Consider the following 24,058-nt stretch of genomic DNA (forward strand, 5'->3'; position numbering starts at 1 on the left):
GAAGCGCCGACCGAACAATGGATCACGACGATTGCGTTGCCGGCTGCGTGCTCGCCTGCGTCGCCGGTTTGGTTTCCTCCTTCACCTTTTGATCGTGGGCAAGCTTCTCCAGGACCTTGTACGGGCCGGTGATGATCCTGTCGCCTTCGCTCAGCCCGGAGCGGATCAGCGTATGACTGATGTCGCTCGGCCCGACGATCACAGGGGTGACGACCGCCTTGCCGTCGATGAAGCGGTAAACCACGGTGGTGGTGGTCTTGGTCTTATCGACGCAGGGGTTGTTGTCCCGGATGGCCTGCGGCAGCTCGTCGGTTGGCCGGCCCAGCACGCACTGGCTGGGCACCTTCAGCACATCCGAATGCGTGCGGGTCTCGATCTCGACGTCGGCGGTAAGCCCGGAGTAGATCCGCTCGTCCGGTGCGGTGTCCAGAAGGATTTCGACCTTGAAGGTCTTGGCGTCGTCGAAGCGCATCTGATTGCCGCCACGATCCACCGTGCGCGCCAGCGCCACGGCCACCACCTTGCCGCTGAAGACACGATCGGGGTACGCCTGCACGTAGCAGCGCGCCGTCTGCCCCACCTGTACGTTGGCCACGTCCGTCTCGTCCACCCGCGCCTGCACGAGCATCTTCGAGAGGTCGGCCACCTCCATGATCACCGTGCCGGGATTGTTCATCGTGCCTGTGACGACCAGCTCACCGACTTTGGCGTTGATCACCGTGACCACACCGTCAATCGGCGAGGTGATCGTGGTATAGCTCAGGTCCTCTCGGGCGCGGGCGATTTCGGCGTCGGCGGCTTCGAGCTGATGTTTGAGCACCAGCAGGTTCGCCTCGTCGGCGCGAAGCGAGTGCTGCGCCGCGTCGTAGGCGGCCTGAGCCTCGTCCAGCCGTCGCTGCGCCGCATCGACCACGGCCTGGCTCACGTCTTTGCTGGCGAGCAATCCCCTCTGCCGATCCAGATCGCGATTGGCTTCGGCCAGGGCGGCGCGAAGCCCGGCCAGTTGCGACCGCTGCGCCTCGACTCTGGCCTGGGCGACCTGAATGTTCGCCTGCTGCGCCGCGTACCGCGCCTGCGCCGAGCGCAGGATCGCCTCAAGGTCCGAAGAGTCCAGCCTGACGATTACGTCTCCCTGCCGGACTGACTCGCCCTCCTTAAATGGCAGCTCGATGATCCGGCTGGAGACCTTGGCGCTGATGGAGACCCTGGTTCGCGGCTGGATTTCGCCCGGCGAGGCGACGATCTCGATGAGCCGGCCCCTGTGTACCGGTTCGACGCGAACGGCAACGGCGTCATCATCCGGCTTGTGGTTGCGCGCCTTGATCCACATGCCGGTGCCGGCCAGCGAGCCGACAACCGCCAGGGTGATCACCACCGTCAGCAGCGTCTTCACCGCAGTTCCGCCCTTTCTGCTGTGCCTTGTGTCTGGTCTGGCTCTATTCCCCATGTCGCATGCGCCCAATGGGCTGCCGGAATCGTGCGCGGGAATGCTTTGAGGATACCTTGGTCCACGCTGCAACTCCATACGTCCAATGACCGGGAAGATTTCAGCCGCGCGTGCCCATTTATTGGGCAGCACGCAGGTGCGTGCGACGCCAGCGGAGACGAACCAACTGTGGCATGGCCGTCCCGGCCATGCAGGGTGCGCTCGAGTTCGAAAGTCCGAGCCGGGCACGGGCGCGACGCCTGTGATACAGGTGGGCGTGCTCCATCATCGCGGCGCTTGCGTACGGGAACTCTTATCCACACCATCAGCATCTGCATCATGACGCCGCTGCCAATCGATGAACATATTCCCCGAATCCTGGGCCAATTGCGACAAAGCCGCGCGCTGGTGGTGGTGGCTGAGCCGGGCGCGGGCAAGACGACGCGTATTCCGCCGGCGATTGTCAAATCCGATCTGCTCGGCCCGGAACACCCGAATTTGGTGATGCTCCAGCCGCGGCGCGTGGCCGCTCGCGCGGCGGCGATGCGCATCGCCGCCGAAAACGACTGGCACATCGGCCAGGAGGTCGGCTGGCACGTCCGCTTTGATCGCCGCCTGACCTCGCGCACGCGTCTGCGTGTGCTGACCGAGGGGATCCTCACGCGCCAGCTCATCGAGGACCCGTTTTTGCAAGGCGTCGGTGCCGTCGTCCTTGACGAGTTCCATGAGCGCAGCATCCACACGGATCTGACGATCGCCCTGCTGCGGGAGGTCCGCCAGACCGTCCGCCCCGACCTGATGATCGTCGTGATGTCCGCGACGCTCGACGCCGCGCCTGTCGCCGGGTTTCTCGGGGATTGTCCGATCATCGAAGTTCCCGGTCGAACCTATCCGATCCAGATCGAGCACGTCGCCGTTGCGTCGGGTCAGCCGCTGCCGCAGCGCGTGGCGGAGGCAACAGAACATGTCCGCTGGCGCGAGGAAGGTAACATCCTGGTGTTCCTGCCGGGGGTGCAGGAGATCAACCGCACCGCGCGCGAAATCGCATCCGTTGCGGATCGCGGGCGGTTTCGTGTTTTCCCTCTGCACGGCAGCCTGCCGCCCGAACAGCAGAACCGTGCCCTGGAGCCTTGTCCGCAGCGCAAAATCATCCTCGCGACCAACATTGCCGAAACCTCGCTGACCATCGAAGGCGTGCGGGTGGTAATCGACAGCGGCCTGGCGCGCGTGGCCGGGTATGATCCGCAGCGGGGGCTGGATCGGCTGGACCTGAAACGGATCAGCAAAGCTTCAGCCCGGCAGCGAGCCGGACGCGCCGGCCGGACTGCGCCGGGGTTGTGCATTCGCCTGTACAGCGAAAAGGAATTCCACGCGATGCCCGACTTCGAGCTGCCGGAAATCCGGCGGGTGGACCTGGCCGGGACGGTGCTGGCCCTGCACGCCTGGGGCAAGCCCGACCCACGCAGCTTCGCATGGTTCGAGGCGCCACCCGAGGCGACGATCGCATCGGCCGAACGATTGCTTGAAATGCTCGGCGCCATCGAGCGCGGGAAAATCACGAAGCTCGGGCAGCAGATGGTTTCGCTGCCGGTGCATCCCCGGCTGGCCAGGCTGCTCATCGCCGCCGTCGAACAGGACATGCTCACGGAGGGCGCCGCCGTCGCCGCCCTGCTCAGCGAAAAGGACATCGCCCCGGACGATCGCGTCCTCGAGACGCAGGCGGCCAGCGACCTGTTCGTGCGGCTGGAGCTGATCGAAAGCAATCCTCAGGTCGCGCGGCTGCGGGATGAGTTGATCCGCATCGGAGGAACGATCACTCGCCCGGCAATTCCACGACACCACGACCGCGAAGAGGCGATGCTGCGGCTGGCGCTGGTGGGCTATCCGGATCGCGTTTGTCGAAGGCGCGCCACGGATCCGTCGGCGGGCGTGATGGTGGGCGGCGGCGGCGTGCGACTGGCGGCCGAATCGGTCGTACGGCAACACGAGTTCTTCGTCGCGCTGGAAGCCCGCCAGGACGACCGCAGCCCGACACGCGAAGCGCTGGTCCGTATCGCCAGCGGCATCCAGCCGCAATGGCTCGAGGAATATTTTCCGCACGAGATCCGGCGCGAACGAAAACTTGTCTTCGACGCGCAGCGTCGACGCGTCGTGTGTCTGAGCACTGTGAGCTACCGCGATCTGGCGATCAGACAGGAGCGCGACGCACCAGTCGATCCGCAGGAGGCGGGCAACATCCTGGCCGAAGTGCTCAAGCCCGACGCCGCAGCGCTGCTGTGGCGCAACGACGAGGCCGCCACGTTCCTGGCCCGCGTCGATCTGCTGCGTCGCGCCATGCCCGAGCACGACTGGCCGACGTTCGATCCGGCGCAGATCGTCTCGGAGATGTGCCAGGGCAGACGCAGCGTCGAGGAAGTCGAGCGCATCTCACCGCTTCCGTTTCTTCAATCGCGTCTGCCCTATCCGTTGAAGCGTCTGCTGGACGAGCATGCCCCGGAGACGATTCAAGTGCCCAGCGGCAGTCGCATTCGCGTGCAGTACGCAGCGGGCCAGCCGCCGGTGCTGGCCGTGAGATTGCAGGAGCTGTTCGGCTGGACCGACACTCCTCGCATCGCCGCCGGCAGAGTGCCCGTCGTGCTGCATCTGCTGGGGCCTAATCTCCGTCCCGTGCAGATCACCTCAGACCTGAGCAGCTTCTGGAAAACGACCTACTTTGATGTACGAAAGGACCTGCGCGTGCGCTACCCCAAACACTCCTGGCCGGAGGATCCGCTCAGCGCCAAGCCGCAGGCCAAAGGCGGCCGACGACGGTGAGCCGAATGACGGGGACGCAGCTCTCCGGTGCCGGCGGTGATTGCAGGGTGCGGGACGCCCGTGACACAACCTGGCAAACTCACCATCGGGCCATTGTGTCCGCTCCGCGCCGGGGGCCCTCGCATTGCAGTGGTCTACGCAGCGGGATTGCGACGGGCCTGCACGAAAGAGCGGATGCACATCACGAGGAAGATCAGGCACAGCCCGGCCATGATGGACTGGCTGATGACGGCCGCCGGTCGCGCCGGCTCGGTTCCGCCAGCCCATCGAACAAGCTTGATCACACCGGGCAGCGTGCCGAGGAATCCCAGAAGCGCCAGTGCGGCGGCGGCGTGCATCGCGTGCTTGCGTGCGGGGGGTTTCAGCCCCACCGCACCGAGAATCGTAAAGACCACGCCCGCCATCGCGGGGATCAACGCAGTGATCGACTGCGCGCCGGTCAGCACATATCCACCGACACCAAGAATGATCAGCAGAGCCCCGAAAATGATCGTCACCTTTGCCACGCCGCCAACTGTATCCGAATTCCATCCGGTTCTGAAGATGGCATAATCAGGGCCCCTGCCCACCGGACTGACTCAAGAAAAAAGCGTGATCGGCGGGCGAAACGTCACCAGCGATTGGCCACCACCACCGCCGCGAAGATCAAGCCGAACGCCACCAGATAATTCCATTTCAGCGGTTCGTTGGCGAAATAGAGCTTCACGAACACGATGAAGACCACCAGCGTGATGGCTTCCTGGATGATCTTGAGCTGGGTGGTGCTGAACTGATAGCTGCCGATGCGGTTGGCCGGGACCTGAAAACAGTACTCGACGAAGGCGATCAGCCAGCTCCCGATGATTGCCGACCACAGCGGCGAGTCACGGTGCTTGAGATGCCCGTACCAGGCAAAGGTCATGAAGATATTCGACAGCAACAGCAGCAGGACCGTGATCATGCTTCAACAGAAGATCGTCAAAACAGTCCGAGAAACTTCCTGGCGGGTTTTTCGGCGCTGGTGGCGGGCGGTTCGGCGCCGGCCTGCCCTGTGGATGGGTTTTTGGACGGTTCTGCTGCCTTTGGCTGGCGATGCAGAGCTTCTGTGAGCTGGGCAGCGGGATCTGAGCCGCGCTCGCTGATCAGGTGCTTGAGCACGTCCGCCTTGCCGCTGCGTACCAGCTTTTCCACCAGCGGCTTATGCAAAGCCACATCATCCAGAGTCCAGTGGCGGGTATCGACGTAGGTGTCGGTGAATCCCAGCCGCTCCTTGGGCAGCAGCGTGATGGGAATCTCGTCGGGAGTGCGGATCACGTGCAGCGACAGCGCCGCCAGACCCCAGCCCAAAATGAACAGCAGGCTCACGATCGTGCGGAAGATGTTCTTGAGCATGGCGCGCACCTCGACGCCTCCGACAGGGGCGGCAGCGCATTTCCCGCCGCAACGGATCCCGACCACGCAGGATCGACCCTATCCGGCGGGTGCTTGACGGCCAATGCGGGTGCCGTTGGCTGCAAAACCAGGCCGCGGCGACGTTGCGTACGGATCATGCAAACGGCAACGTCCCTGCGGCGTATACCGCCCGATAAGCATCATAGCCCCATCCCACCGCGCCGGCGGTTAGATTTCCGCCCGTGGTTTGGAAGCCCGCCGCTTGGCTCCTTCAGCCGGCGAGCCCACGACCGCTACGAGCGGTGAACCGAGGGATCGATCTGGGCCGGATCGATCGGATCGTCGGAGATATCCAGGTCTTCGAATCGCGGTTCGACGGGCGGCACGTGCGGTGTGGGTTGGGCATGTCCGTTGCCCGATCCGCTTTCCACGCCCCGTGCAGCTTGTTGCCTGTTTTGCGGCTGGTCAGCCGGCGGCGCATCGGGGCGCGCTGGCGGGACGGGTGGGGGCGTTGCGGCCGGAACGTGCGCTGGCGCCGTGGCCAGCACCGATGAATAAAACCCCGCCGCAAACAGTCCGTGCTCCTGCTGATATGGGAAATTGATCAACTCGCAGAATTCCTTGATCAGCGCCTGCGCCTGCGGATCGCCGCGCTCCGCCGACTGCACCTGTTGCTGGTGCTTGCGATCGCGGAAGCGCATGATCTGGACAAACCGCCCGGTGGTCTCGCTGCCGCTCCAGTTGGCCCCAACCTGTTCGTAGCACTCAAAGTCCTCGCACCCCAGCCGGGCCAGGGTCTGCCGGAAGCGCGCCAACAGCCGCGCGTGCTCGGCACGCTTCTCCCGAGGAACGACGTAGCTGTTTGTTTGCATCAACATAGCTGTTTCCCTCCCAGCGTAACGCGCATTGTGCCAGATATGTTGCAGCGGATCAAAGGAGATCGGTCGTAAGATTCTCAGGCGGCTTGACCTGAACCGAGCCTGCCACTAGGCTAACGCCCCTCATCCGCGGTCCAGGCCGTCAAGATGCGTAAGCGGTAGTGAAGGTAAAGGATCATGCGGATGTCAGGCGAGCGGCTTGTGCCAAAAAGCACGATCCGCCCAGAATTGTCGTACCCGGACAAGCGAACCCGCAGCGTTCGCCCAAGCCGGGCGATAGCGGTGCAAGCGAGGCCACTTGTGCCCCAGCCTCACCAGCAGCGTTCCGACGGTGAAAACGGCAACTGGGGCCGATACGTGGGCATCGGCCTGGAAATCGCCGTTGGCGTGGCGCTCGGGTACGTCGTCGGAGCGTTTTTGGACAGCCGCTTCGGCTGGACGCCCTGGGGCGTGGTGGTCGGAACGATGCTGGGTCTTGCCGGCGGCTTGTACCTGTTGATCAAGGAAGCGCTGCGGATGAATCGGCAGTGAACCTCCGCCGGGCAGTCCGGTTCGTCGCGGAGGATGGAAGGTCCAGACAACTCAGCTCCTGCGACCCGGCGTTTTGGAGCGTCGAAGCATCGGAGCGTCGCCAATGCGGACGCTGTTTGCCATTCCCCTAGCTGTGATCGTCACCGCCGCTGCCGGCCTGTGCCTGGCCGCCGGCATCGGTTGGGATCCGCATCCGCATGCCATGCTGGCGGCGGCAGTGGTGACCTTGCTGTCCGGCGCAGGCGCGGCGACCGTGCTGCTATGGACCCGCCACGCCGATCAGGCGGGCGTCGCGCAGGCTGCCCTGCTCGGGCTGTCGCTGCACTTGCTGGGGTCCCTGGCGCTGGGCGGCGCAGTCTGGGCCGCCGGAGTCCCGCTCAGCACGCCCTACGCCCTGTGGCTGCTGGCGTTTTATTGGGTAACTCTGACGGTTCTGGCGGCAGGGTTCGTGCATCAGGTCCGCTCGGCGCCGCTCACCGCCGCCGGGCACAACCGCCGCCCCAATCCACCCTCAGGATTCAATTGAGTCTCGACAAAGCCCTATGCCGACCTTGAACGCTCTGCTCGCCGCCGCCGATCCGCTTGATCACGTGCTGCCGCACGATGTGCACCTGCACATCGGACCATTCCAGCTCACCAATCACATGTTGATGGCGTTGGTGGCGGCGGTGCTGATGCTGGCGATTTTTCCGCCGCTGTTCCGCCGCCCGTTCGAGGACGCCCCACACGGCGCCCGCAACTTCTTTGAGTCAATCCTGGAGTTCCTGCGCGTGGAGGTATTCCGCCCGGCGCTCAAGGAGCACACCGACCGCTTCGTCCCGTTCCTCTGGACCCTGTTTTTCTTCATCCTCTTCTGCAACCTGCTGGGGCAGATCCCCATCGCGGAGATCATCACGATCATCACGGGCCGGCCATCGCACCTGGGCGGGACGGCCACCGGCAACCTCACGACCACCGGCGCGCTGGCGATCGTGGCGTTCCTGTTCATCCACGTCAATGGAATCTGGCAGGTGGCCTGGGCACTGATGAGTGGCACCTACGGGCATCACCCGCATGAGGAGCATCATGAGGAGCACAGCGCCAGCGGGCAGCCGCCGCACGAGGCGGCGCACGACCTGGAGCACGTGCGCGGCGAGGCACTGCCCGCCGACGTACCGGCCGATATCCGCGCTATCAGCAGGCCCACAGGCCATTATGAAGACGATGAGTTCGCGGGCCCGCACACCCGCAACGGCATACGCCAGGGCGACGTCCATCACGACCACCCGCACGGCAAGGGGCTGAATCCCGTGGCGGCGCTGCTTCTGGCAGTGCCCCTGTATTTCTGGAACTTCGCCCCCCACCCGTTCAAGCCGGGGCCGGGGCAGTCGAAGCTGGCCTGGGCCATCGACGTGCCCATGTGGCTGGTGCTTCTGGCGCTGGAGCTGATCGGCGCGGTGATCAAGCCGTTCGCCCTGATGATTCGTTTGTTCGCCAACATGATTGCCGGGCACATTGTGCTGGCGGCGCTGGTGCTGCTGATTCCGGTGACCGCGGGCGTGATCGCGCAGATCGGCATCGGCGTGCCGGTCACAGCCCTGAGCCTGCTGATCCGATTGCTGGAATTGTTCGTCGCGTTCCTCCAGGCGTATATCTTCACGTTCCTGACGACGCTGTTCATCGCGTCAGCCGTGGCGCCGGAGCACTAGCCGACGCAAGTGGCCACTGACCGGCGGTCAGCGGCCAGCGAAGTGCGGAATACAACAGGCCACTGGCAACGGACCACTGGCCACTGAGCTTGGCCCGCGAGCAGCCGACGCCCGGGCATAACTTGACTTAAGTTCGGCACAACATCATCCGCGTCGCCGCCTGGCCAACGTCGTTATCCGGCCGCGATGCGACGCACAGCCGCCGGAAACGCTCCGGCAGGAGATTGCACCATGTTCGACTTGCTTGCACAGCAGAGCACGATGTTCCCGGATCACGGAACGGCGATGCTCGGCATCGGGATCGGCATCGGGCTGATCGTCTGGGGCGCCGCCAAGGGAATCGGCCATCTGGCCGGTCAGGCGATGGAAGGCATCGCCCGTCAGCCGGAGGCCGGCGGGCGAATCGGCACCAACATGATCATCGCCGCGGCGCTGATCGAAGGCTTCACCTTCTTTGCGCTGGTGATCGCCCTGCTGATGAACAACAAAATCACGACCTTCTGAATCGCCTGAAGCATCGGTGCGTCGCGGATGAACAGTCCGCGGCGCGCCTTTCGACCGGATCATAAGCGATCGGTCATTCCGTTGGACAGATTCGAGGTGAAGCGCATGTGGATGCGAATCATGTTGATGCTGGTGCTGGGCAGCGGGCTGCTGCTGGGCAGGCCGGCGGGTGCAGCCGCCGCCGAAGAGCCGGGGCAGATCGCCCAGCATGGCCAGAGCGGTTCCCACGCAACCGAAGCCGCCCACGAAAAGCCCGGGTTGTTGCCCGACCCGACCCAGGCGGAAACCTGGATGCAGGCGCTGTGGACCGTGATCATCTTCGTGGTGATGCTGGCGATCCTGTATCCGACCGCCTGGAAGAACGTGCTGGCCGGACTGAAGAAGCGCGAGGAGCGGATCCGCAACGACATTGCCGAAGCCGAGGCCGCGCGGGCGCGCGCCGAGGCCACGCTGCGGGAATACAACGCCAAACTCGCCTCCGCTGAAGACCAGATCCGACAGATGCTCGCCAACGCCACCCTCGAGGGGGAAAAGCTGGCTACTACGATCCGCATGAAGGCGCAGTCCGAGGCCGAGGAGATCAAGGAACGCGCCAACAAGGAGATCGAAGCCGCGCGCGACGCGGCGCTGCGGGAAATCTACCAGCGCACCGCTGAGCTGGCCACCAGCATCGCCGAGAAGATTCTGCGGCGGAACCTGAATCCGGCCGATCAGCAGGAACTGGTACGTCAGAGCCTGGAGCAATTACAGACGATTCGATAGCACAGTCGTCACGGGCGTCGGGGCCATGCCCGGTGCCTGGCGCAGCCGGACACCCGTGACACAGCGAATATGCCCAAGACGATTCACCGATCACCGTTGGCCGTGGCCTACGCGACGGCATTGCTGGAAGTGGCGGCCGAGCAGCATACCGAGCAGCAGGTCGCCCAGGAGCTGAGCGACCTGGCGCAGGTCATCCGGGAAGACCGGGTTTTCGCGCTGTTCCTGCGCGATCCGGCGATCGCGCGCAGCGAGCGGGAGCAGGTGCTGGCGCGTGTTTTCGGCGACCAGCTTTCGCCGCTGATCAATAACTTCCTGCGCGTGCTCAACGCCAGGGGGCGGCTGGGACTGCTGCCGGACGTCGCGGAGATCTACGAAGATCTGCTTGATGAAAGGCTCGGCAAGATCGAGGTGGATGTGACCGTGCCGCAGAAGCTGAGCGGCGAATTGCTTGAGGAGGTCCGCCGCCGAGTCAGTGCGGCACTGAACAAGGACGCCGTGGTCTACCAGTATGTGGACGACTCGATCATCGGCGGGCTGGTGTTGCGAGTCCAGGACAAGCTTATTGACGCCAGCGTCAAGGCCCAGCTTGAAATGCTCAAGCGGCGACTGCTGGCCGCGGGTGCAACAGGCAAATGAAGCACGAGCACGTCCGGCTGCGACGCCGTCGCGCTGGCTGGTTCGTGTACTGGCGGGAATGTGGAACTTGATCTGATCTGAACCGGAGAACCGACCCCATGGCCATTAACGTTGCGGAGATTACCAGTGTCCTGAAGCGGGAGATCGCCAGCTTCGAGCAGAAGCTTCAGGTGACCGAGGTGGGTACTGTAATCGAGGTGGGCGACGGAATCGCCCGGATCTACGGGCTTCAGAACGCGATGGCCGCCGAGTTGCTGGAGTTCCAGAACGGAACCATGGGCCAGGTGTTCAACCTGGAGGAAGAGTCCATCGGCGCGGTGATCTTCGGCAATTACCTGGAGATCAAGGAGGGAGACACGGTCCGCTCCACCGGGCGGCTGCTGGAAGCGCCCGTCGGCGAAGCCTTGATCGGACGCGTGGTCAACCCGCTGGGCCAGCCGCTGGACGGTGGTCCGGCCATCCAGACCACCCAGACCCGCAAGATGGACATCGTCGCGCCCGGCATCGCCGAGCGACAGCCGGTCAAGGAGCCGCTTCAGACCGGGATCAAGGCCATCGACAGCATGATCCCCATCGGTCGCGGGCAGCGCGAGCTGATCATCGGCGACCGCAAGACCGGCAAGACCGCCATCGCTGTCGACACGATCATCAACCAGAAGGGCAAGGGGGTGAAGTGCTTCTACGTGGCGGTGGGACAGAAGGAATCGACAGTGGCGGGGATCGTCGAAGTCCTCCGCGCGCACGGGGCGATGGATTACACGACGGTGGTGGTGGCCAGCGCAGCGGATCCGGCGCCGCTTCAGTACATCGCGCCCTACGCCGGCTGCGCGATGGCCGAGTACTTCATGTGGAAGGGCGAACACACGCTGTGCGTGTATGACGACCTGAGCAAGCAGGCCGCCGCGTACCGGCAGCTCTCGCTGCTGCTGCGTCGTCCGCCGGGCCGCGAGGCGTACCCCGGCGACGTGTTCTACCTGCACAGCCGACTGCTGGAACGCGCCGTCAAGCTCTCTGACGACAAGGGCGGCGGATCGCTCACCGCGCTGCCGATCATCGAGACGCAGGAAGGCGAGGTCTCGGCCTACATCCCCACCAACGTCATCAGCATCACCGACGGGCAGATTTACCTGGAGCCGGATTTGTTCTTCGCTGGCGTTCGCCCGGCCATCAACGTCGGCATCAGCGTCTCGCGCGTCGGTGGAAACGCGCAGACCAAAGCCATGAAAAAAATCGCCGGCTCGCTGCGGCTGGATCTGGCGGCCTATCGCGAGCTCGAAGCCTTCGCCCAGCTTGGCACCGAGCTTGACGCCGCCACCCAGCGCCAGCTCGACCGCGGGGCACGCCTCGTCGAGCTGCTCAAACAGCCTCAATACAAGCCCATGCCACTCGAACAGCAGGTCATGGTCATCTACGCCGGCACCAAGGGCTACCTCGACGATGTGCCGCTCACGAGGATCCAGGAGTTCCAGAACAGCTTCCTCCAGTACGTCGATTCCAGCGCGCCACGCCTGCGCAGCGAGCTGGCCGACAAGAAGGACCTCACCGACGAGCTGGAGAACCAGCTCAAGCAGGTGCTGAGCGACTTCAAAGCCAAAGTGTGGAAGAAATAGACCGCCCGGTGGTGCATCATCAGCGAAGCTCTGGGCACACCGCATCAGCGGTCCGGGGGCCGGCCAGGGTGTGCGTCGTGCCAGGCTGATTCTCGCTTGCGCGTCCCACATTTGCCTTGTCCAGCCGGTTGTCGGCGGGATATGCTCAAGACATGTCCGCAGCCTCGTCCGCGGCGTCTGCGTTTGCACTTCAGGCCGGCGGTGCATCGGCGGCGTACCTGGTTCCCCTGGCCGGGCCGGCCATCCAACCGCTGCGGCTGGATCCTAAGCCCGGCGGGCTGGTGATGGGACGTCACGATGCCTGCGACCTTTGCCTGCCGCCAAATGCCGAAAAGGTCTCCCGCTACCACGCGCGATTTGATCACGATGGGACGCAATGGCGGGTGACGGACCTGGCCAGCCGCTGGGGAACCTTTGTCAACGGCATCCGCCTTCAGCCCGACGCCGAAGTCCCGCTGAGCGAAGGCGATCTCATTCGCGTCACGCCCTGGACGTTCGTGCTCAGCGCCACCGCCAGACCGCGCGCCATGCAGGCGCACGATGATTCCGGGCACACGATGGTGCGAACGGTGCCGCAAGACTCGCCGGCGGCGAGGCAACCCCTGGCCGAGGCGCTGCTGGCACTGCTGCTGGAAAGCGCCGCGGCGATTCACTCGGCGGCGGACGAGAAGCAGTTGGCGAACCTGGTCATCGACGCCGCCATCCGCGGCACAGGGCTCCAGAATGCCGCTCTGCTTCGTCCCGTCGATGCCTCCGGCGGGATCGACATCATCGCCGCCCACTTCGTTCCCGCCGCCCAGGAACAGGGCATCAGCTTCAGCCGATCGCTCATCACCGCCGCCTCGCAGGGCGTGGTCGCGGAGATCGACGCGGCCATCGGTGGGGATATTTCGCAGTCCATGGTTCGCCTGCGGATCAGCTCCGCGATCTGCGTGCCTCTGATGCTGGGCAATACCGTCGCGGCCTATTTGTATCTGGATGCCCGCGGGTCGCTGATCCAGTCGTTGCGTCCCGGCTCCAGCGCCTTCTGCGTGGCGCTGGGACGCATGGCCAGCCTGGCGCTGGCGAATCTGAAGCGAATCGAGATGGAAAAGCGCGAGGCACGGATGCAGGCCGAGCTCAAGGCCGCCGCCGCCGCACAGCAATGGATTCTCCCCAGGCGTCACGGGCAGCACGGGCCTTTCGTCACCATCGGCGAAAGCCGCCCCGGCGCCCACGTCGGCGGAGACTTCTTCGATATCATCCCCCTGTCAGACAAGCGGCTGGCCGTCGCCGTCGGCGATGTCGCGGGCAAGGGCATCTCCGCTTCCGTGCTCATGACCGCCACGCAGGGTTACCTGCATTCGGCGTTGACGCAACGCAACGACCCCGGCGAGGCGCTGAGCGACCTGACACGATTCGTCAACCCCCGCCGGCCGGAGAATCGATTCGTGACCATGTGGGTCGGCATCTTCGACGCCGAGCGCGGCACGCTCAGCTATGTCGATGCCGGGCACAGCTACGCCATCCTTCAGCGCCAGGACGGGTCGTTCGAGCAACTGGACAAGGGCGGCGGGCTGCCGATCGGGATCGATGGCGAATTCCGCTATAAGTCGGAGGTGGTCCGCATCTCCCCGGGCGACAAGGTGATGATCGTCAGCGACGGGATCATCGAACAGCTTGGATCGCACGAAAGTTCCGCCGGACCCACTGCGGCCAGCGGACTGCTGGAAAAGCAGCCGTTCGATCTGGCGGGATTGCAGAAGTCGATGGCCGGCGCCGGTCAGGACCCGGTCGCCGACCTGTTCAGCGCCGTCGTCCGCCACGCAGGCACACAGCAGCTTAGCGATGACGCCACCGCCGTGCTGGTCCAATGGGTCTGAGCCGGCCATTCGCTGCACAGTGCCGGCCGCGATGCAACTCAATTCATCTGCTCAAACCGCTTTCGCCAAGCAGCACGTTGTCGATCAGGCGGGTTGAGCCTACGCGAGCGGCAATCGCCAGCAGCGTCGGGCCGGTGATCACGTCCACAGGCTTGAGCGTGATCGGATCGACGGCGGCGACGTAGTCGATGCTGACCGGCACCCGCCCAAGGTTCCCCGGATCCAGCAGCGTGTTCTGCATCGTCGCCACCAGCCGATTCGCCTGCCGTACGCCCGAGTTGTATTCGCCCTGCGCCAGCATCAGTGCCCGGCTGATCGACAACGCCCGCTCACGCTCTTCGGGGGAAAGATACTGGTTGCGGCTGCTCAGCGCCAGGCCGTCTTTCTCCCGGACGGTCGGACATGCGACGATCTGGATGGGGAAATCCATCGCCTGAACCATCGCCGTGATGATCCGAAGCTGCTGGTAGTCCTTCTGCCCGAACAGAGCGATCTGCGGCTGGACGATATTGAAAAGCTTGGCCACAACCTGGCAAACCCCGCGGAAATGCCCTGGACGATGCTTGCCCTCCAGCACGCTGGTCAGTTCCGGCAGATCGATGACGATCTGCGGCGTGTTTGGCGGATACATTTCCTCGGTGGAAGGGTTAAAGACCAGATCGACGCCCGCCTGCTCGCACTTTTTCAGATCCGCTTCCAGCGGGCGTGGATACCTGGCGAAATCCTCTCGCGGCCCGAACTGCGTGGGATTGACGAAGATGCTGACCACCACATGAGGCGCAAGCTCTCTGGCGCGACGGATCAGCGACATGTGCCCTTCGTGCAGCGCTCCCATCGTGGGCACGAACGCGACTTTTCCCAGCTTGCCCCGCTCGGCGCGGCAGTCACGAATGCTCTGAACGACAGTCATGGCATCCAAGCGTACAGTGGCCAGCCGCCGCGGTACAGCGCTGGGCACGCCTCAACATAGCCGGCGCGCGCCCGGGTCTGGGCAGCGGTTCGAGCAGCAGGCCACCCTGTGGCACGGGGGTCCCACCCGTGTGATGCCCGCCCGCACGTACAGGACGCCCGTAAGACGACAGCCGCTGCCGGTACTGCGTTAGGCCTGGGCCAGGATGCCGATACACCGCGATCCGGGGTTCAACCCGGCCGCGTCTCTGTTGGCGCTATTGATGGATCTCCACGATGTCCCTGTCATGCAGGATTTCGGTGCGGTGAACCTGCTGGCCGGCGAAACGACCGTCGCCCCAGATGCGCGCGAAGGTCATCTTCCGCGGCAGCTCCTGGTGAATCTCCCGCGCCAGATCCTCGACGGTGGAACCGATCTCCAATGTGAAGGGTTTGGTTTTGTCCACGGGCTTGCCCGGCTGTTTGGTGTAGACCCGCACCAGGCTCAGCAGTTGCCAGCAGCGTTCCAGCAGCCGGTCGAGTCCTTCTCCCGTCGCCGCCGAGACGGGCAAGACCTCCAGCTTCCCGGCATAAAGCTCCTGTAACGTCGCGACGGTTTGCTGCGGGGCCAGATCGATCTTGTTGGCCACCAGAATCGCGCAGTGCTGGTTGAAATCGCCGGGATCAAGCTGGTTGAGCGGAACCGAGCGCAGGACCAATCCTCGTCCGGCCAGCAGCGACGCGACCATCTCCGCCTGTTCCAGGGGATCTGCGGCTGCATCCACGACAATCGCGATGATGTCGCTGTTGCGGATGGTACCCAGCAACCCGCCGGGAATGTGATCGGCGGTGAGGGGCGGAGTATCGACCAGCTCGATCTGCACATCCTGATACTGCGCCATTCCCGGCACGGGCAGAGCGGTGGAGAAGGGATAATCGGCGACCTTCACCGGGGCGTGTGTGGTGCGTGCGACGATCAGGCTCTTGCCGGTGTTGGGCGGGCCGACCAGCACCACCTGCCCCGCCCCGCCGCGCGGAACATGAAACAGATCGGTCCCTCTGGCGGGTTTGCGGGCGATCGCCTTGCGGAGCTGGCTGATCCTGCGCTTGATGTCGGCCTGGAGCTTTTCGGTTCCCTTGTGCTTGGGGATGGTGGCGAACATCTCCCGCAGCGCCTCAAGTCGTTGCTCGTCGGTGGTGGCGGAGCGGTAGCGTTGCTCGGCGCGTTCGTAGTCCGGTGTCAGATTCGCCGGCATGCGCCGCATTATACTCTGCCCCCGCCCACCCCCGCCCCATCGGCCAGCCCGGAAAAGACTCCCGACCCCTTTAAAATAAGGGGTCGGGAGTCTTTGTTTGGCGGCGAAAAATACTCCCGACCGGCTCAGTCTCGACCCTCTCCAAGTTCGGCGCATGTTCGGTAGCGCCACGCCGATGCAGTGGGTACAAGCTGCGGGATGGAAACATCTCGATCACCATGGAAGGTCCTGCGGCAGGCCCATGAACTGGCCCTCCGCGTCTGGCCGGCCTACTCCTGCGACTGCAGCCGCCACGACTTCACGCTCCCGCAACTCTTCGCCTGCCTCGTTCTGCGCGAGCAGCTCAAGCTCAGCTATCGCAGGGCCGAGCAACTGCTGCGCGACTCGCCGCAGTGGCTGGCCGACCTCGGCATGTCCCGCGCCCCGGATCACAACACCCTCTGGCGGGCCTTCGGCACGCTTCTCAAGACCCGGCGCGTCAACCGCATGCTCGACCTGCTGGCCCAGCTTGCCGCCAAGGCCAAACTGCTGCGTAAGCTCGACTCGAGCAAGCCGCTGACCCTCGACAGCACCTGCTACGAGGCGCGTCACCGCTCACGCCATTACGACCGCGTCTGCCGCAAGATGCTCCTGCGCGATGGCGGCAAATACACCGAAAAAACCGATGCAGACGAGGTCAATCGCTCACGCTCGCGCCGGGCCCGGCAGATGCCGAAGCTGGCCCTGGCGGTGGCCTCGGCCTGTCACCTCATCCTGGCGGCGCGGGTTCATATCGGCTGCGGGTCCGATGCGCCGGACTTCGCGCCGCTGTTGTACCATGCGTGGCGGCGGGCCAATGTGAACGTCGTCGTCGCCGACGCTGGATACGACTCAGAGGCCAACCACCGCAGCGCCCGCCTGGACATGGGTGTGCGCTCGGTGATTCCCACGGGCATCGGGCGGCCGTCGAGCAAGCCGCCCGGCGGTCGATATCGCCGGCTGATGAAGCAGCGGTTTGCCCGCAAGGCGGACCGGCGAACCTACGGCCAGCGAGCGCAGAGCGAGACGGTCAACAGCATGATGAAGCGGAACTTTGGCGATGCCCTGCGTTCCGTGCAACGCCGCCGTCGCCGGCAGGAGATGCTCTTGCGGACCCTGACGCACGACCTCATGATCTACGCCAATTATGAGGGTCGAGACTGAGCCCTCCCGACCCCTTTTTCAGGAATACCGGCCGAACTGCTCGGCGGCCTGGCACAGGGCGGCGAGGTTGGCGTAAGAAGTGCCCAGATTGATGCTGCCGGCGGCGGTGAGGACCAGCCCCCCGCCCTCGCCGGCCAGCTCGATGCTGCGCTTGGCCTCGGCCATCACCTGCTGGGGCGTTGCGCCCTTGAGGACCAGCGGCGGGACACATCCGTAGATAATCGCATGGGGCAGTTTTCGCCGGATCAGCGCCGGATCCGTTTGCGGATCGGGGTTTACGCCGTTGACTCCAAGCTCCGCTAAAAAGTCCAGCAGATGCCCGATCCGCGCATCGTTGTGATAGAACCGATCATCGTTCGGACCGGGCGCCAGCTCCTGATAGATCCTGCGATACACCGGCAGGAAGAACCTGCGGAAATGCTCCGGCGAAACCAGCCCGGCCACATCGTCGAACATCCCCACTCCCGTCATCGGCGCACCGACCAGCCGCCGGACTGTTCTGGAATATTCCACGGTGATCTGGCCGATCAGCTCCAGCAGCGCCAAGATCTTATCCGGCGCATCGTAGAGATACGTTGCCATATCCGTGATGCCGCACAGGAAGCTGAGGATCGTGCCCGGCCCGTGAACGCTGGTTGCGTCGTGCAGAATGCGCCAGCGGTACGGTCGGTTGAGCTTGCGGTATTTCTCGACGAACCACGGCACGAGTCCCGCCTGCGAAAGGTCCACCTTCTCCATTCGCCGGATCAGCGGCTTGATGTCTTCGACGCTGTGGATGACGTGATCGAGCCACGGCGTGGAATTCTCGGGATACTCGATGCGGTTGCCGTAGATCGAGCCGTGCAGCAGCGACGAGCTGTGCACCATCGGCTTGAGGTGATAGCCGATGTCATTCATCAATTGCTCGGCACACCGGGCGCGCACCTGCTGCTGGAAATCGAAATCCTGGATGAAGCGACGATACGGGACGCGCATGCGGTCGATGATCCAGTCCTCGCCAAGCTCGATCAGGACTGGAACCCGCGAGCGGCGGGTGGTGAAGGCGGGCTGCACCGAACGCGCATCGCCCAGCTCCGCGGGCTGGTTGCCGTACAGACATTGGTCGTTCTCCACCCAGAACGCGCGCCACCAGCTCAGGTCGGGGATGTCTTCAGTCATGGATTGGATCCGGGTCCGGGCCAGCGCCGCCCGGGTAGCCGACCCCGGACGATGCTGCATTTGATCACCCGCATTTTACGGACATTCTGCTCCTCTGTCGTGCTCACGTCAAGGACTTGATCGCGGCGGCCATGGTGGTACATTCAGTGGACCAGTTGGCCGCGGCGTGCCAAGCCACCGGACACCACCGACATGGAACGGGATCGGCTGGATAACAGAATCGTGCGCGAGATCATCGCCCGGGTGGCGTCGGGGACGTATGCCCAGGGGAAGCGAATCCCTTCCGAGCGCTCGCTCTGTCGGGAGTTCGGTGTGGCGCGCGGCACGCTGCGCAAGGCGATGGCGCAGCTCCGCAGGCTCGGTGTGCTGACGGTGCGACCCAATTCCGGCGTGTACGTCCGCGGCGTGATTCCCGGCAAGCTGCCCCACCGCTATCTGCCGCCGCACTTTGCCGACATCGATCTGGATGACGTGGTCGAAGCCCGCATGGCCATCGAGCTGGCGGCGGTCGCGCAGGCGACTCGGCGCGTCGGTCCAGCCGATCTGAAACGCCTCCGGGACCTGGTCGATCGCATGGCCGCCAGCCTGGACAATCTTCCGGTGTTTCTGGATCTGGATCTAGCGTTTCACCAGGCGCTGGTCCGCGCCAGCGGAAACGCCGTGCTGGCGCGTGCGTTTGAAGCGATTTACGACTATCACCGGTTCTCGACCGTCTACACCTCACAGCGCGAAGGCGAAGAGGCGAAGGCGCTGGCATATCACCGGCGACTGCTGGAGGCGCTGCATCGTGGCGACGCGTCCCGCTGTCGCCTGATCCTGCGGCAACACCTGCAAAGCATCCGTCAATACGCCCGGCCGGCAAAGATGCCGCAAAGGAGCTGATCATGAGCAATCTGAAAGACAAGCCTTGCGTAACCGTGATCGGCGGAGGGATGATCACCGAAACTCAGCTTCTGCCAACGCTGCTGCACATGCAGCGAGAGGGAGTGCTCGGGGAGATTCACGTCTGCGATGCGCGGGTTGATCGACTGGCTGAGCTTCAGCGCTCGCCACTGTTGGCCCGGGCATTTCCCGGCCAGTCGTTCGTGCCGCACCCGGATCCGGGCGCCACCTCGCCCGGCACGGTGGCCCCCGATATCTTCAAGGAGGAACTGGCCCGCGCCCCTCGGGGTAGCATCGTCGTCAACGCCACTCCCGATCAGCTCCACTATTCCGTGATCCTCGAAGCGATCAGCAACGACCTGCACGTATGCACAGTCAAGCCACTGGTGCTGAAGTACTCCCAGGCCGAGCAGATCGCGCGGATGGCGCTGGAGCGGGGGCTGGTGGTCGGAGTCGAGTACCATAAACGGTTCGACTATCGGGCGCTGATGGCCAGGCAGAAGTACCGTGCCGGATTGCTTGGGGAGTTCCGGCTGGGTCAGGCGCAGATGATCGAGCCGTACTACTACCGCGATTCGAACTTTCAGAACTGGTGCACGTGCGAGAACACCGACATGTTCACGTATGTGGGCTGCCACTACGTGGACCTGGTCGCATTCATCACAGGCCTGCGGCCCGTCGCGGTCAGCGTGTATGGCATTCGAGACAAATATCCCAATGGCCGGGAAGGCTTCCTCTGGACCGACGGGCGGGTGATCTGGGAGAACGGCGCCTCACTGAGTGTGGTGGATGCAATCGGATATCCCTCCGCCGCCGCGGGTGGAAATGCCCAGGGGCTGACGATGTGGTGCCAGGGAACCAAAGACGCGACCCTGCTGGTGCACTCGGATCAGTATCGGGGCGTGAAGTGCCACTATGAGGCGTCCAGGCGCCAGCCGGGAGAAAAACTCTACGAGGAACCGAACCCGGACTATTTCCAGATGGTGGATTGCGGGGGCGGCGGGCTTACGCCAGTCGGCTATGGGCATCGCAGCGCCGAGTACATCATCAAGGCCTGCTGCCGCGCCGCCGCCATGAACAGCCTGGCGCAGCGCCAGGACTTCATCCGGCAGCTTGACCGTGAGGGCATTATGGCGACCCCCGCCAACAGCAGCCATAACGAACTGGTGATCGAGGCGGGACGCAAGAGCATCCTGTCCGGCGGGCGCGAGGTGCTGATCGAGTACGGCGCGCAACCGACGGTTCGTTTCCGTGAATACAACTGAACCAGAGGCGAATAAGGAGCATTATCCATGGCAACCCAGGAATTTCCGCTCAATCCAGTCAAGGTCCCGCGAGTCGAGACCCGGTATCGCAGGATCGTCACCGAAATCCCCGTGCCGCAGTCCATTCCGCTGCTCCAGCGACTGCGCGAGCAGGAACCGCGCAGCATGGGCGGGCAGCCGCCGATCCTCTGGCATCACGGCAAGGGCGCTACCATCAGTGATCCCTACGGCAATACGTGGATCGACTTCTCGTCAGGCGTGCTGGTCACCGCATGCGGGCACGCTCACCCCGAGATCGTCAAGGCCATCACCGACATGGCCTCACAGGGTCTGTACCACGCTTATTGCTTCCCGACGGAAATCCGGTTGAAGCTGATCGAGGAGCTGTCGTCGTGGTTGCCGGCGCCTCTGAAGCGCGTTTTCCTGCTGACGACCGGTTCCGAAGCATGTGAGTGCTGCATCAAGTTGGCGCGCACGCAGGGGCTGCGCGTCGGTGGGCCGGAAAAGAAGATCTTTGTCAGCTTCGACAACGGTTTTCACGGACGTACGATGGGTTCGCAGCTTGCCGGTGGATCGCCGGCGCTGAAGGCCTGGCTGGGCAAGCCCGACCCGAGTTTTGTGCAGGTTCCCTTCCCCGACGGCTTCCGGCAGAAAGACGTCAGCTTCGCCGCGTTCGAGAAGGCGCTGCAAGCCAAAGGCGTGAATCCTGACGATGTCTGTGGCGTGATGGCCGAGACCTATCAGGGCTGCAACGCCACGATCATGCCTGCTGCCTTTGCGCAGGAGCTTCGCCGCTGGTGCGACCGGCACAAGGTCGTGATGATTTTCGACGAAGTACAGGCCGGCTTCGGACGCACCGGTACGCCGTTTGGCTTCACGCACACGGGCGTGGTGCCGGACCTGGCGGCGTGTGGCAAGGGAATCGCCGGTGGAATGCCTCTGGCGGCCGTCCTGGGAACCGAAGAGTTGATGAGCCTGTACGGCCCCGGCGAGATGACCAGCACGCACTCGGCCAACCCGATCTGCTGTGCTGCCGCGCTGGCGAATCTTCAGGTCATCCGTCGCGAGAAGCTCATCGATAATGCCGCCAGACTCGCACCGGTGTTGGCCGAGGGAATGCGTCGCATCAGCAAAGCCGCGGGCAACCTGATCGGACATGTGGATTCGATCGGTCTGGTCGGCTGCGCGCAGTTCACCAAACCGGGCACGACCGAGCCGGCGCCGCAGCCCGCGTGGGAGATGGTTCGCCGCGCCGTTGAGCGGGGTGTGATGCTGTTTGCTCCGGTGGGAATCGGCGGCTGCGCCGTCAAGATCAATCCCCCGTTGGTCATCCCGGAGCAGGCGCTTCGCGAGGGGCTGGATGTGCTGGAGACCATCGCCCGCGAACTCGCCGCCGAACAGGCTTAATAGCAGATCATCTGTCACTACAGTCGCTCGGCGAACAACTCCGGCGAGGGGCGGGGAATGACCACCGACGAAACGAGCAGCCCCTTCTGCTTTACGGTGGCAGCGGCGGCTTCAACTGCGCTGCGGCAGTCGGAAACCGAGCCGGCCATCATCACCAGCCCCTTGCCCCCCAGTGCCATGGCCAAGTGGATGCGAAACAGCGAGACGTTGGCGGCCTTGGCGGCGACGTCGGCGGCTTCGATGGCGCTGGAGGCGGAAAAAGTCTCGACAATGCCCAGCGATGGCACCTGCTGATGTTGGCCGCCGATCTGCACCATGTCCCCCAGCGCGCGGAACACATCTGGATGGATGTTGGGCACCAGGATGTGATCGATCACGCCGTCAGGCGCCGCCTCCAGTCCCGCATTCACCGCCGCCTGCACCGCGCCCACCGGGCCGCCTACGATGGCGATGTATTTGCCCGAGCAAATCGTCCGCGCCACGATCAGCTTCACCTCCGCCGCCTTGAGCATCGCATCCTGAACCTGATGCCCGATGGCGATCGAGGTCAGCTCGATCATGCCGATTGCCTGCCGCTCTGTCTGACGTTCTGCCATGTGTGTATCAGCTTTCGATCACGACCGAACCGTTCACGTCCGTGACGGTTCCGGAAATGCTGGCATGGATGAGAGCGCCCAAAGCTCCCTTGGGCGGTCGCGCGATCACATCGCCGGCGCGAACCGAATCGCCGCGGCGCACCACTGCCTGCGCGGGCACGCCGGCATGCTGCTTGAGCGGCAGCACGACACGCTTCGGCTCGACGGTCTTTTCGATCAGCGGCCCTTCGTTGCGGAAAATGTGCAGCCCAAGCTTGCGGACCAGCCGCGCGATCGGCACCCGGCGGTTGTCAAGGTGAAGCCGGGCGCGGTCCGGATCAGCCTCGAGCTCCCACTTCCGCCCGGCCGCCATCAGATCCCGCTTGTTCTTCACGCACACGTTTTTCGGATCGAGATCTTCGGGGCAGGCGACCATCGTGCAGAGGTTGCACTCGCAGCAGAACAGGGTGCCGATGACGTTACCCTCGCCGACGAGGTTGAAACCCAGCGATCGCATCGCCTTGGCCGGCTCGATCGGGTGGCCCAGCAGGTACCGCGGGCAGTAGAAGGTGCAGAATCCGCACTGATCGCAGCAGCTTGCGCCGATCCGTTTGATGGCGGTCCAGTCTCGGGTGTATCGCCCCACCAGCGGATGGGAGCGATCCAGGACGATCAGCCCGCCAGTGGTCTTGGTGATTGGCCGATCGAGCGATTCGCTGAAGGCGCCCATCATCGCCCCGCCGACCAGCACCACCGGGTCGCTGGCGGTGGCTCCGCCGCACAATTCGATCGCCTGGGCATACGTGCAACCCACCGGCACGCAGACGGTGCCGGGCTGTTTCACATCGCCGGCAACGGTGAGGTACTTGCGTGTCACCGGCCGGGCCCGCGCGATGTTGAGCGCGGTCTCGACATTGATCACTGCGCATCCGACAGCCAGCGGGATCTTGCCCGGGGGGATGATCTTGCCGGTGACATCGTAGACGAGGATGAACTCATCGCCGGCGGGGTAGGAGTCGCTCAGCTCGACGATGCGTGTGGCATGGTTGAGTTTTGGCGAGATGGCGGCGATGACGTCAGTGTACTTGTACTTGATGCCGACGACCGCCTGGTGCGCGCCGAGCAACTGCCTGGCCGCTTCCAGCCCGGCAAGCACTTCGTCGGGGAAATGTCGCAGCAGTTCCTTGTCTTTGTGAAGCAGCGGCTCGCACTCGGCGGCGTTGAGGATCACGGTGTCGGCGCGTGCGCTGAGCTTGACATGAGTCGGGAACCCCGCCCCGCCCGCGCCAACCACGCCCCACGATGCAATCGCCTCGACCGATACCGCCATAAGCTGATTGTAACATTGCCCGCACCTGCGTGC

23 protein-coding genes are annotated in these 24,058 nt (G+C 64.3%); 13 read left to right on the top strand and 10 right to left on the bottom strand.

Annotated features, from left to right (window positions below; all coding sequences use genetic code 11):
- Positions 1-22 precede the first annotated feature (22 nt).
- Positions 23-1,393 carry an efflux RND transporter periplasmic adaptor subunit gene (locus ACQS5P_RS02880; RefSeq protein WP_428939399.1) on the bottom strand — a complete coding sequence of 457 codons (1,371 nt, stop codon included), beginning with the start codon at positions 1,391-1,393 and terminating at the stop codon, positions 23-25.
- A 372-nt stretch (positions 1,394-1,765) separates the two neighbouring features.
- Here ACQS5P_RS02880 and hrpB point away from each other — a divergent pair, with 372 nt between their 5' ends.
- Positions 1,766-4,240 carry an ATP-dependent helicase HrpB gene (hrpB, locus tag ACQS5P_RS02885; RefSeq protein WP_428939400.1) on the top strand — a complete coding sequence of 825 codons (2,475 nt, stop codon included), beginning with the start codon at positions 1,766-1,768 and terminating at the stop codon, positions 4,238-4,240.
- Between the two features lie 134 nt (positions 4,241-4,374).
- Here hrpB and ACQS5P_RS02890 read toward each other — a convergent pair whose 3' ends face one another.
- From ACQS5P_RS02890 to ACQS5P_RS02905, 4 genes are all read right to left on the bottom strand, one after another.
- Positions 4,375-4,746 carry a hypothetical protein gene (locus ACQS5P_RS02890; RefSeq protein WP_428939401.1) on the bottom strand — a complete coding sequence of 124 codons (372 nt, stop codon included), beginning with the start codon at positions 4,744-4,746 and terminating at the stop codon, positions 4,375-4,377.
- A 104-nt stretch (positions 4,747-4,850) separates the two neighbouring features.
- On the bottom strand, positions 4,851-5,180 hold the full coding sequence (locus tag ACQS5P_RS02895; protein ID WP_428939402.1) for a DMT family protein: 330 nt from the start codon (positions 5,178-5,180) through the stop codon (positions 4,851-4,853).
- A gap of 17 nt (positions 5,181-5,197) precedes the next feature.
- A complete protein-coding gene (locus ACQS5P_RS02900) occupies positions 5,198-5,611 on the bottom strand; it encodes a hypothetical protein (protein WP_428939403.1) in 414 nt (137 codons plus the stop codon).
- A gap of 293 nt (positions 5,612-5,904) precedes the next feature.
- Positions 5,905-6,489 carry a hypothetical protein gene (locus ACQS5P_RS02905; RefSeq protein ID WP_428939404.1) on the bottom strand — a complete coding sequence of 195 codons (585 nt, stop codon included), beginning with the start codon at positions 6,487-6,489 and terminating at the stop codon, positions 5,905-5,907.
- A 300-nt stretch (positions 6,490-6,789) separates the two neighbouring features.
- Between ACQS5P_RS02905 and ACQS5P_RS02910 the strand changes: the two genes are divergently transcribed.
- The 8 genes from ACQS5P_RS02910 (at position 6,790) to ACQS5P_RS02945 (ending at position 14,082) form a co-directional block, all read left to right on the top strand.
- Entirely contained in the window at positions 6,790-7,020 is a 231-nt protein-coding gene (locus ACQS5P_RS02910; RefSeq protein ID WP_428939405.1) for an AtpZ/AtpI family protein, read from the top strand.
- 103 nt (positions 7,021-7,123) lie between these two features.
- Entirely contained in the window at positions 7,124-7,546 is a 423-nt protein-coding gene (locus ACQS5P_RS02915; RefSeq protein WP_428939406.1) for a hypothetical protein, read from the top strand.
- A gap of 16 nt (positions 7,547-7,562) precedes the next feature.
- Positions 7,563-8,708 (top strand): F0F1 ATP synthase subunit A, encoded by a 1,146-nt coding sequence (locus tag ACQS5P_RS02920; protein ID WP_428939407.1) that lies wholly within the window; start codon positions 7,563-7,565, stop codon positions 8,706-8,708.
- Positions 8,709-8,939: 231 nt separating this feature from the next.
- Positions 8,940-9,212, top strand: coding sequence for an ATP synthase F0 subunit C (gene atpE, locus ACQS5P_RS02925; protein ID WP_428939408.1), 273 nt, complete (start codon positions 8,940-8,942; stop codon positions 9,210-9,212).
- Positions 9,213-9,317: 105 nt separating this feature from the next.
- Positions 9,318-9,974, top strand: coding sequence for a F0F1 ATP synthase subunit B (atpF, locus tag ACQS5P_RS02930; protein ID WP_428939409.1), 657 nt, complete (start codon positions 9,318-9,320; stop codon positions 9,972-9,974).
- Between the two features lie 69 nt (positions 9,975-10,043).
- The gene (gene atpH, locus ACQS5P_RS02935; RefSeq protein WP_428939410.1) at positions 10,044-10,610 is read left to right on the top strand and encodes an ATP synthase F1 subunit delta; all 567 of its coding nucleotides are present in this window, start codon (positions 10,044-10,046) and stop codon (positions 10,608-10,610) included.
- 98 nt (positions 10,611-10,708) lie between these two features.
- Positions 10,709-12,220, top strand: a complete 1,512-nt coding sequence (gene atpA / locus ACQS5P_RS02940) for a F0F1 ATP synthase subunit alpha (RefSeq protein WP_428939411.1) — start codon at positions 10,709-10,711, stop codon at positions 12,218-12,220.
- A 152-nt stretch (positions 12,221-12,372) separates the two neighbouring features.
- A complete protein-coding gene (locus ACQS5P_RS02945; RefSeq protein WP_428939412.1) occupies positions 12,373-14,082 on the top strand; it encodes a SpoIIE family protein phosphatase in 1,710 nt (569 codons plus the stop codon).
- A 43-nt stretch (positions 14,083-14,125) separates the two neighbouring features.
- Here the strand turns inward: ACQS5P_RS02945 and panC are convergent, their stop codons facing one another.
- Both panC and ACQS5P_RS02955 read right to left on the bottom strand, forming a co-directional pair.
- Entirely contained in the window at positions 14,126-14,992 is an 867-nt protein-coding gene (panC, locus tag ACQS5P_RS02950) for a pantoate--beta-alanine ligase (RefSeq protein WP_428939413.1), read from the bottom strand.
- 256 nt (positions 14,993-15,248) lie between these two features.
- Positions 15,249-16,226, bottom strand: a complete 978-nt coding sequence (locus ACQS5P_RS02955) for a GTPase (protein WP_428939414.1) — start codon at positions 16,224-16,226, stop codon at positions 15,249-15,251.
- A gap of 198 nt (positions 16,227-16,424) precedes the next feature.
- On the opposite strand from ACQS5P_RS02955, the gene ACQS5P_RS02960 reads away from it, so the two are divergent.
- Complete coding sequence (locus tag ACQS5P_RS02960) at positions 16,425-17,408, top strand: transposase (protein WP_428939415.1); 984 nt, start codon at positions 16,425-16,427, stop codon at positions 17,406-17,408.
- Positions 17,409-17,426: 18 nt separating this feature from the next.
- On the opposite strand, the gene ACQS5P_RS02965 is transcribed toward ACQS5P_RS02960, so the two are convergent.
- Positions 17,427-18,566, bottom strand: a complete 1,140-nt coding sequence (locus ACQS5P_RS02965; protein ID WP_428939416.1) for a uroporphyrinogen decarboxylase family protein — start codon at positions 18,564-18,566, stop codon at positions 17,427-17,429.
- A 192-nt stretch (positions 18,567-18,758) separates the two neighbouring features.
- On the opposite strand from ACQS5P_RS02965, the gene ACQS5P_RS02970 reads away from it, so the two are divergent.
- From ACQS5P_RS02970 to ACQS5P_RS02980, 3 genes are read left to right on the top strand one after another with little or no spacing between them, the layout of a single operon-like run.
- The gene (locus ACQS5P_RS02970) at positions 18,759-19,448 is read left to right on the top strand and encodes a FadR/GntR family transcriptional regulator (RefSeq protein ID WP_428939417.1); all 690 of its coding nucleotides are present in this window, start codon (positions 18,759-18,761) and stop codon (positions 19,446-19,448) included.
- A gap of 2 nt (positions 19,449-19,450) precedes the next feature.
- The gene (locus ACQS5P_RS02975) at positions 19,451-20,713 is read left to right on the top strand and encodes a Gfo/Idh/MocA family protein (RefSeq protein ID WP_428939418.1); all 1,263 of its coding nucleotides are present in this window, start codon (positions 19,451-19,453) and stop codon (positions 20,711-20,713) included.
- 27 nt (positions 20,714-20,740) lie between these two features.
- Positions 20,741-22,120: an aspartate aminotransferase family protein gene (locus ACQS5P_RS02980; protein WP_428939419.1), complete on the top strand. Its 1,380-nt coding sequence runs from the start codon at positions 20,741-20,743 to the stop codon at positions 22,118-22,120.
- A 17-nt stretch (positions 22,121-22,137) separates the two neighbouring features.
- On the opposite strand, the gene ACQS5P_RS02985 is transcribed toward ACQS5P_RS02980, so the two are convergent.
- Together ACQS5P_RS02985 and ACQS5P_RS02990 are read right to left on the bottom strand one after the other, a co-directional pair.
- Positions 22,138-22,716 carry a BMC domain-containing protein gene (locus tag ACQS5P_RS02985; RefSeq protein ID WP_428939420.1) on the bottom strand — a complete coding sequence of 193 codons (579 nt, stop codon included), beginning with the start codon at positions 22,714-22,716 and terminating at the stop codon, positions 22,138-22,140.
- 7 nt (positions 22,717-22,723) lie between these two features.
- Positions 22,724-24,025, bottom strand: a complete 1,302-nt coding sequence (locus tag ACQS5P_RS02990) for a 4Fe-4S dicluster domain-containing protein (RefSeq protein WP_428939421.1) — start codon at positions 24,023-24,025, stop codon at positions 22,724-22,726.
- Between the last annotated feature and the right edge of the window lie 33 nt (positions 24,026-24,058).

This window comes from Fontivita pretiosa, assembly GCF_050410795.1.
In the GTDB taxonomy this organism is placed as follows: Bacteria; Planctomycetota; Phycisphaerae; order Tepidisphaerales; family Tepidisphaeraceae; genus Fontivita; species Fontivita pretiosa.

Coding starts and splice junctions, on each gene's coding strand:
- hrpB (WP_428939400.1), top strand. CDS start 1,766: ATGACGCCGCTGCCAATCGATGAACATATTCCCCGAATCCTGGGCCAA.
- ACQS5P_RS02970 (WP_428939417.1), top strand. CDS start 18,759: ATGGAACGGGATCGGCTGGATAACAGAATCGTGCGCGAGATCATCGCC.
- ACQS5P_RS02900 (WP_428939403.1), bottom strand. CDS start 5,611: ATGCTCAAGAACATCTTCCGCACGATCGTGAGCCTGCTGTTCATTTTG.
- ACQS5P_RS02895 (WP_428939402.1), bottom strand. CDS start 5,180: ATGATCACGGTCCTGCTGCTGTTGCTGTCGAATATCTTCATGACCTTT.
- atpH (WP_428939410.1), top strand. CDS start 10,044: ATGCCCAAGACGATTCACCGATCACCGTTGGCCGTGGCCTACGCGACG.
- panC (WP_428939413.1), bottom strand. CDS start 14,992: ATGACTGTCGTTCAGAGCATTCGTGACTGCCGCGCCGAGCGGGGCAAG.
- ACQS5P_RS02965 (WP_428939416.1), bottom strand. CDS start 18,566: ATGACTGAAGACATCCCCGACCTGAGCTGGTGGCGCGCGTTCTGGGTG.
- ACQS5P_RS02915 (WP_428939406.1), top strand. CDS start 7,124: ATGCGGACGCTGTTTGCCATTCCCCTAGCTGTGATCGTCACCGCCGCT.
- ACQS5P_RS02905 (WP_428939404.1), bottom strand. CDS start 6,489: ATGTTGATGCAAACAAACAGCTACGTCGTTCCTCGGGAGAAGCGTGCC.
- ACQS5P_RS02975 (WP_428939418.1), top strand. CDS start 19,451: ATGAGCAATCTGAAAGACAAGCCTTGCGTAACCGTGATCGGCGGAGGG.
- atpE (WP_428939408.1), top strand. CDS start 8,940: ATGTTCGACTTGCTTGCACAGCAGAGCACGATGTTCCCGGATCACGGA.
- ACQS5P_RS02990 (WP_428939421.1), bottom strand. CDS start 24,025: ATGGCGGTATCGGTCGAGGCGATTGCATCGTGGGGCGTGGTTGGCGCG.
- ACQS5P_RS02955 (WP_428939414.1), bottom strand. CDS start 16,226: ATGCCGGCGAATCTGACACCGGACTACGAACGCGCCGAGCAACGCTAC.
- atpA (WP_428939411.1), top strand. CDS start 10,709: ATGGCCATTAACGTTGCGGAGATTACCAGTGTCCTGAAGCGGGAGATC.
- ACQS5P_RS02980 (WP_428939419.1), top strand. CDS start 20,741: ATGGCAACCCAGGAATTTCCGCTCAATCCAGTCAAGGTCCCGCGAGTC.
- ACQS5P_RS02920 (WP_428939407.1), top strand. CDS start 7,563: ATGCCGACCTTGAACGCTCTGCTCGCCGCCGCCGATCCGCTTGATCAC.
- ACQS5P_RS02985 (WP_428939420.1), bottom strand. CDS start 22,716: ATGGCAGAACGTCAGACAGAGCGGCAGGCAATCGGCATGATCGAGCTG.
- ACQS5P_RS02945 (WP_428939412.1), top strand. CDS start 12,373: ATGTCCGCAGCCTCGTCCGCGGCGTCTGCGTTTGCACTTCAGGCCGGC.
- ACQS5P_RS02960 (WP_428939415.1), top strand. CDS start 16,425: ATGGAAACATCTCGATCACCATGGAAGGTCCTGCGGCAGGCCCATGAA.
- atpF (WP_428939409.1), top strand. CDS start 9,318: ATGTGGATGCGAATCATGTTGATGCTGGTGCTGGGCAGCGGGCTGCTG.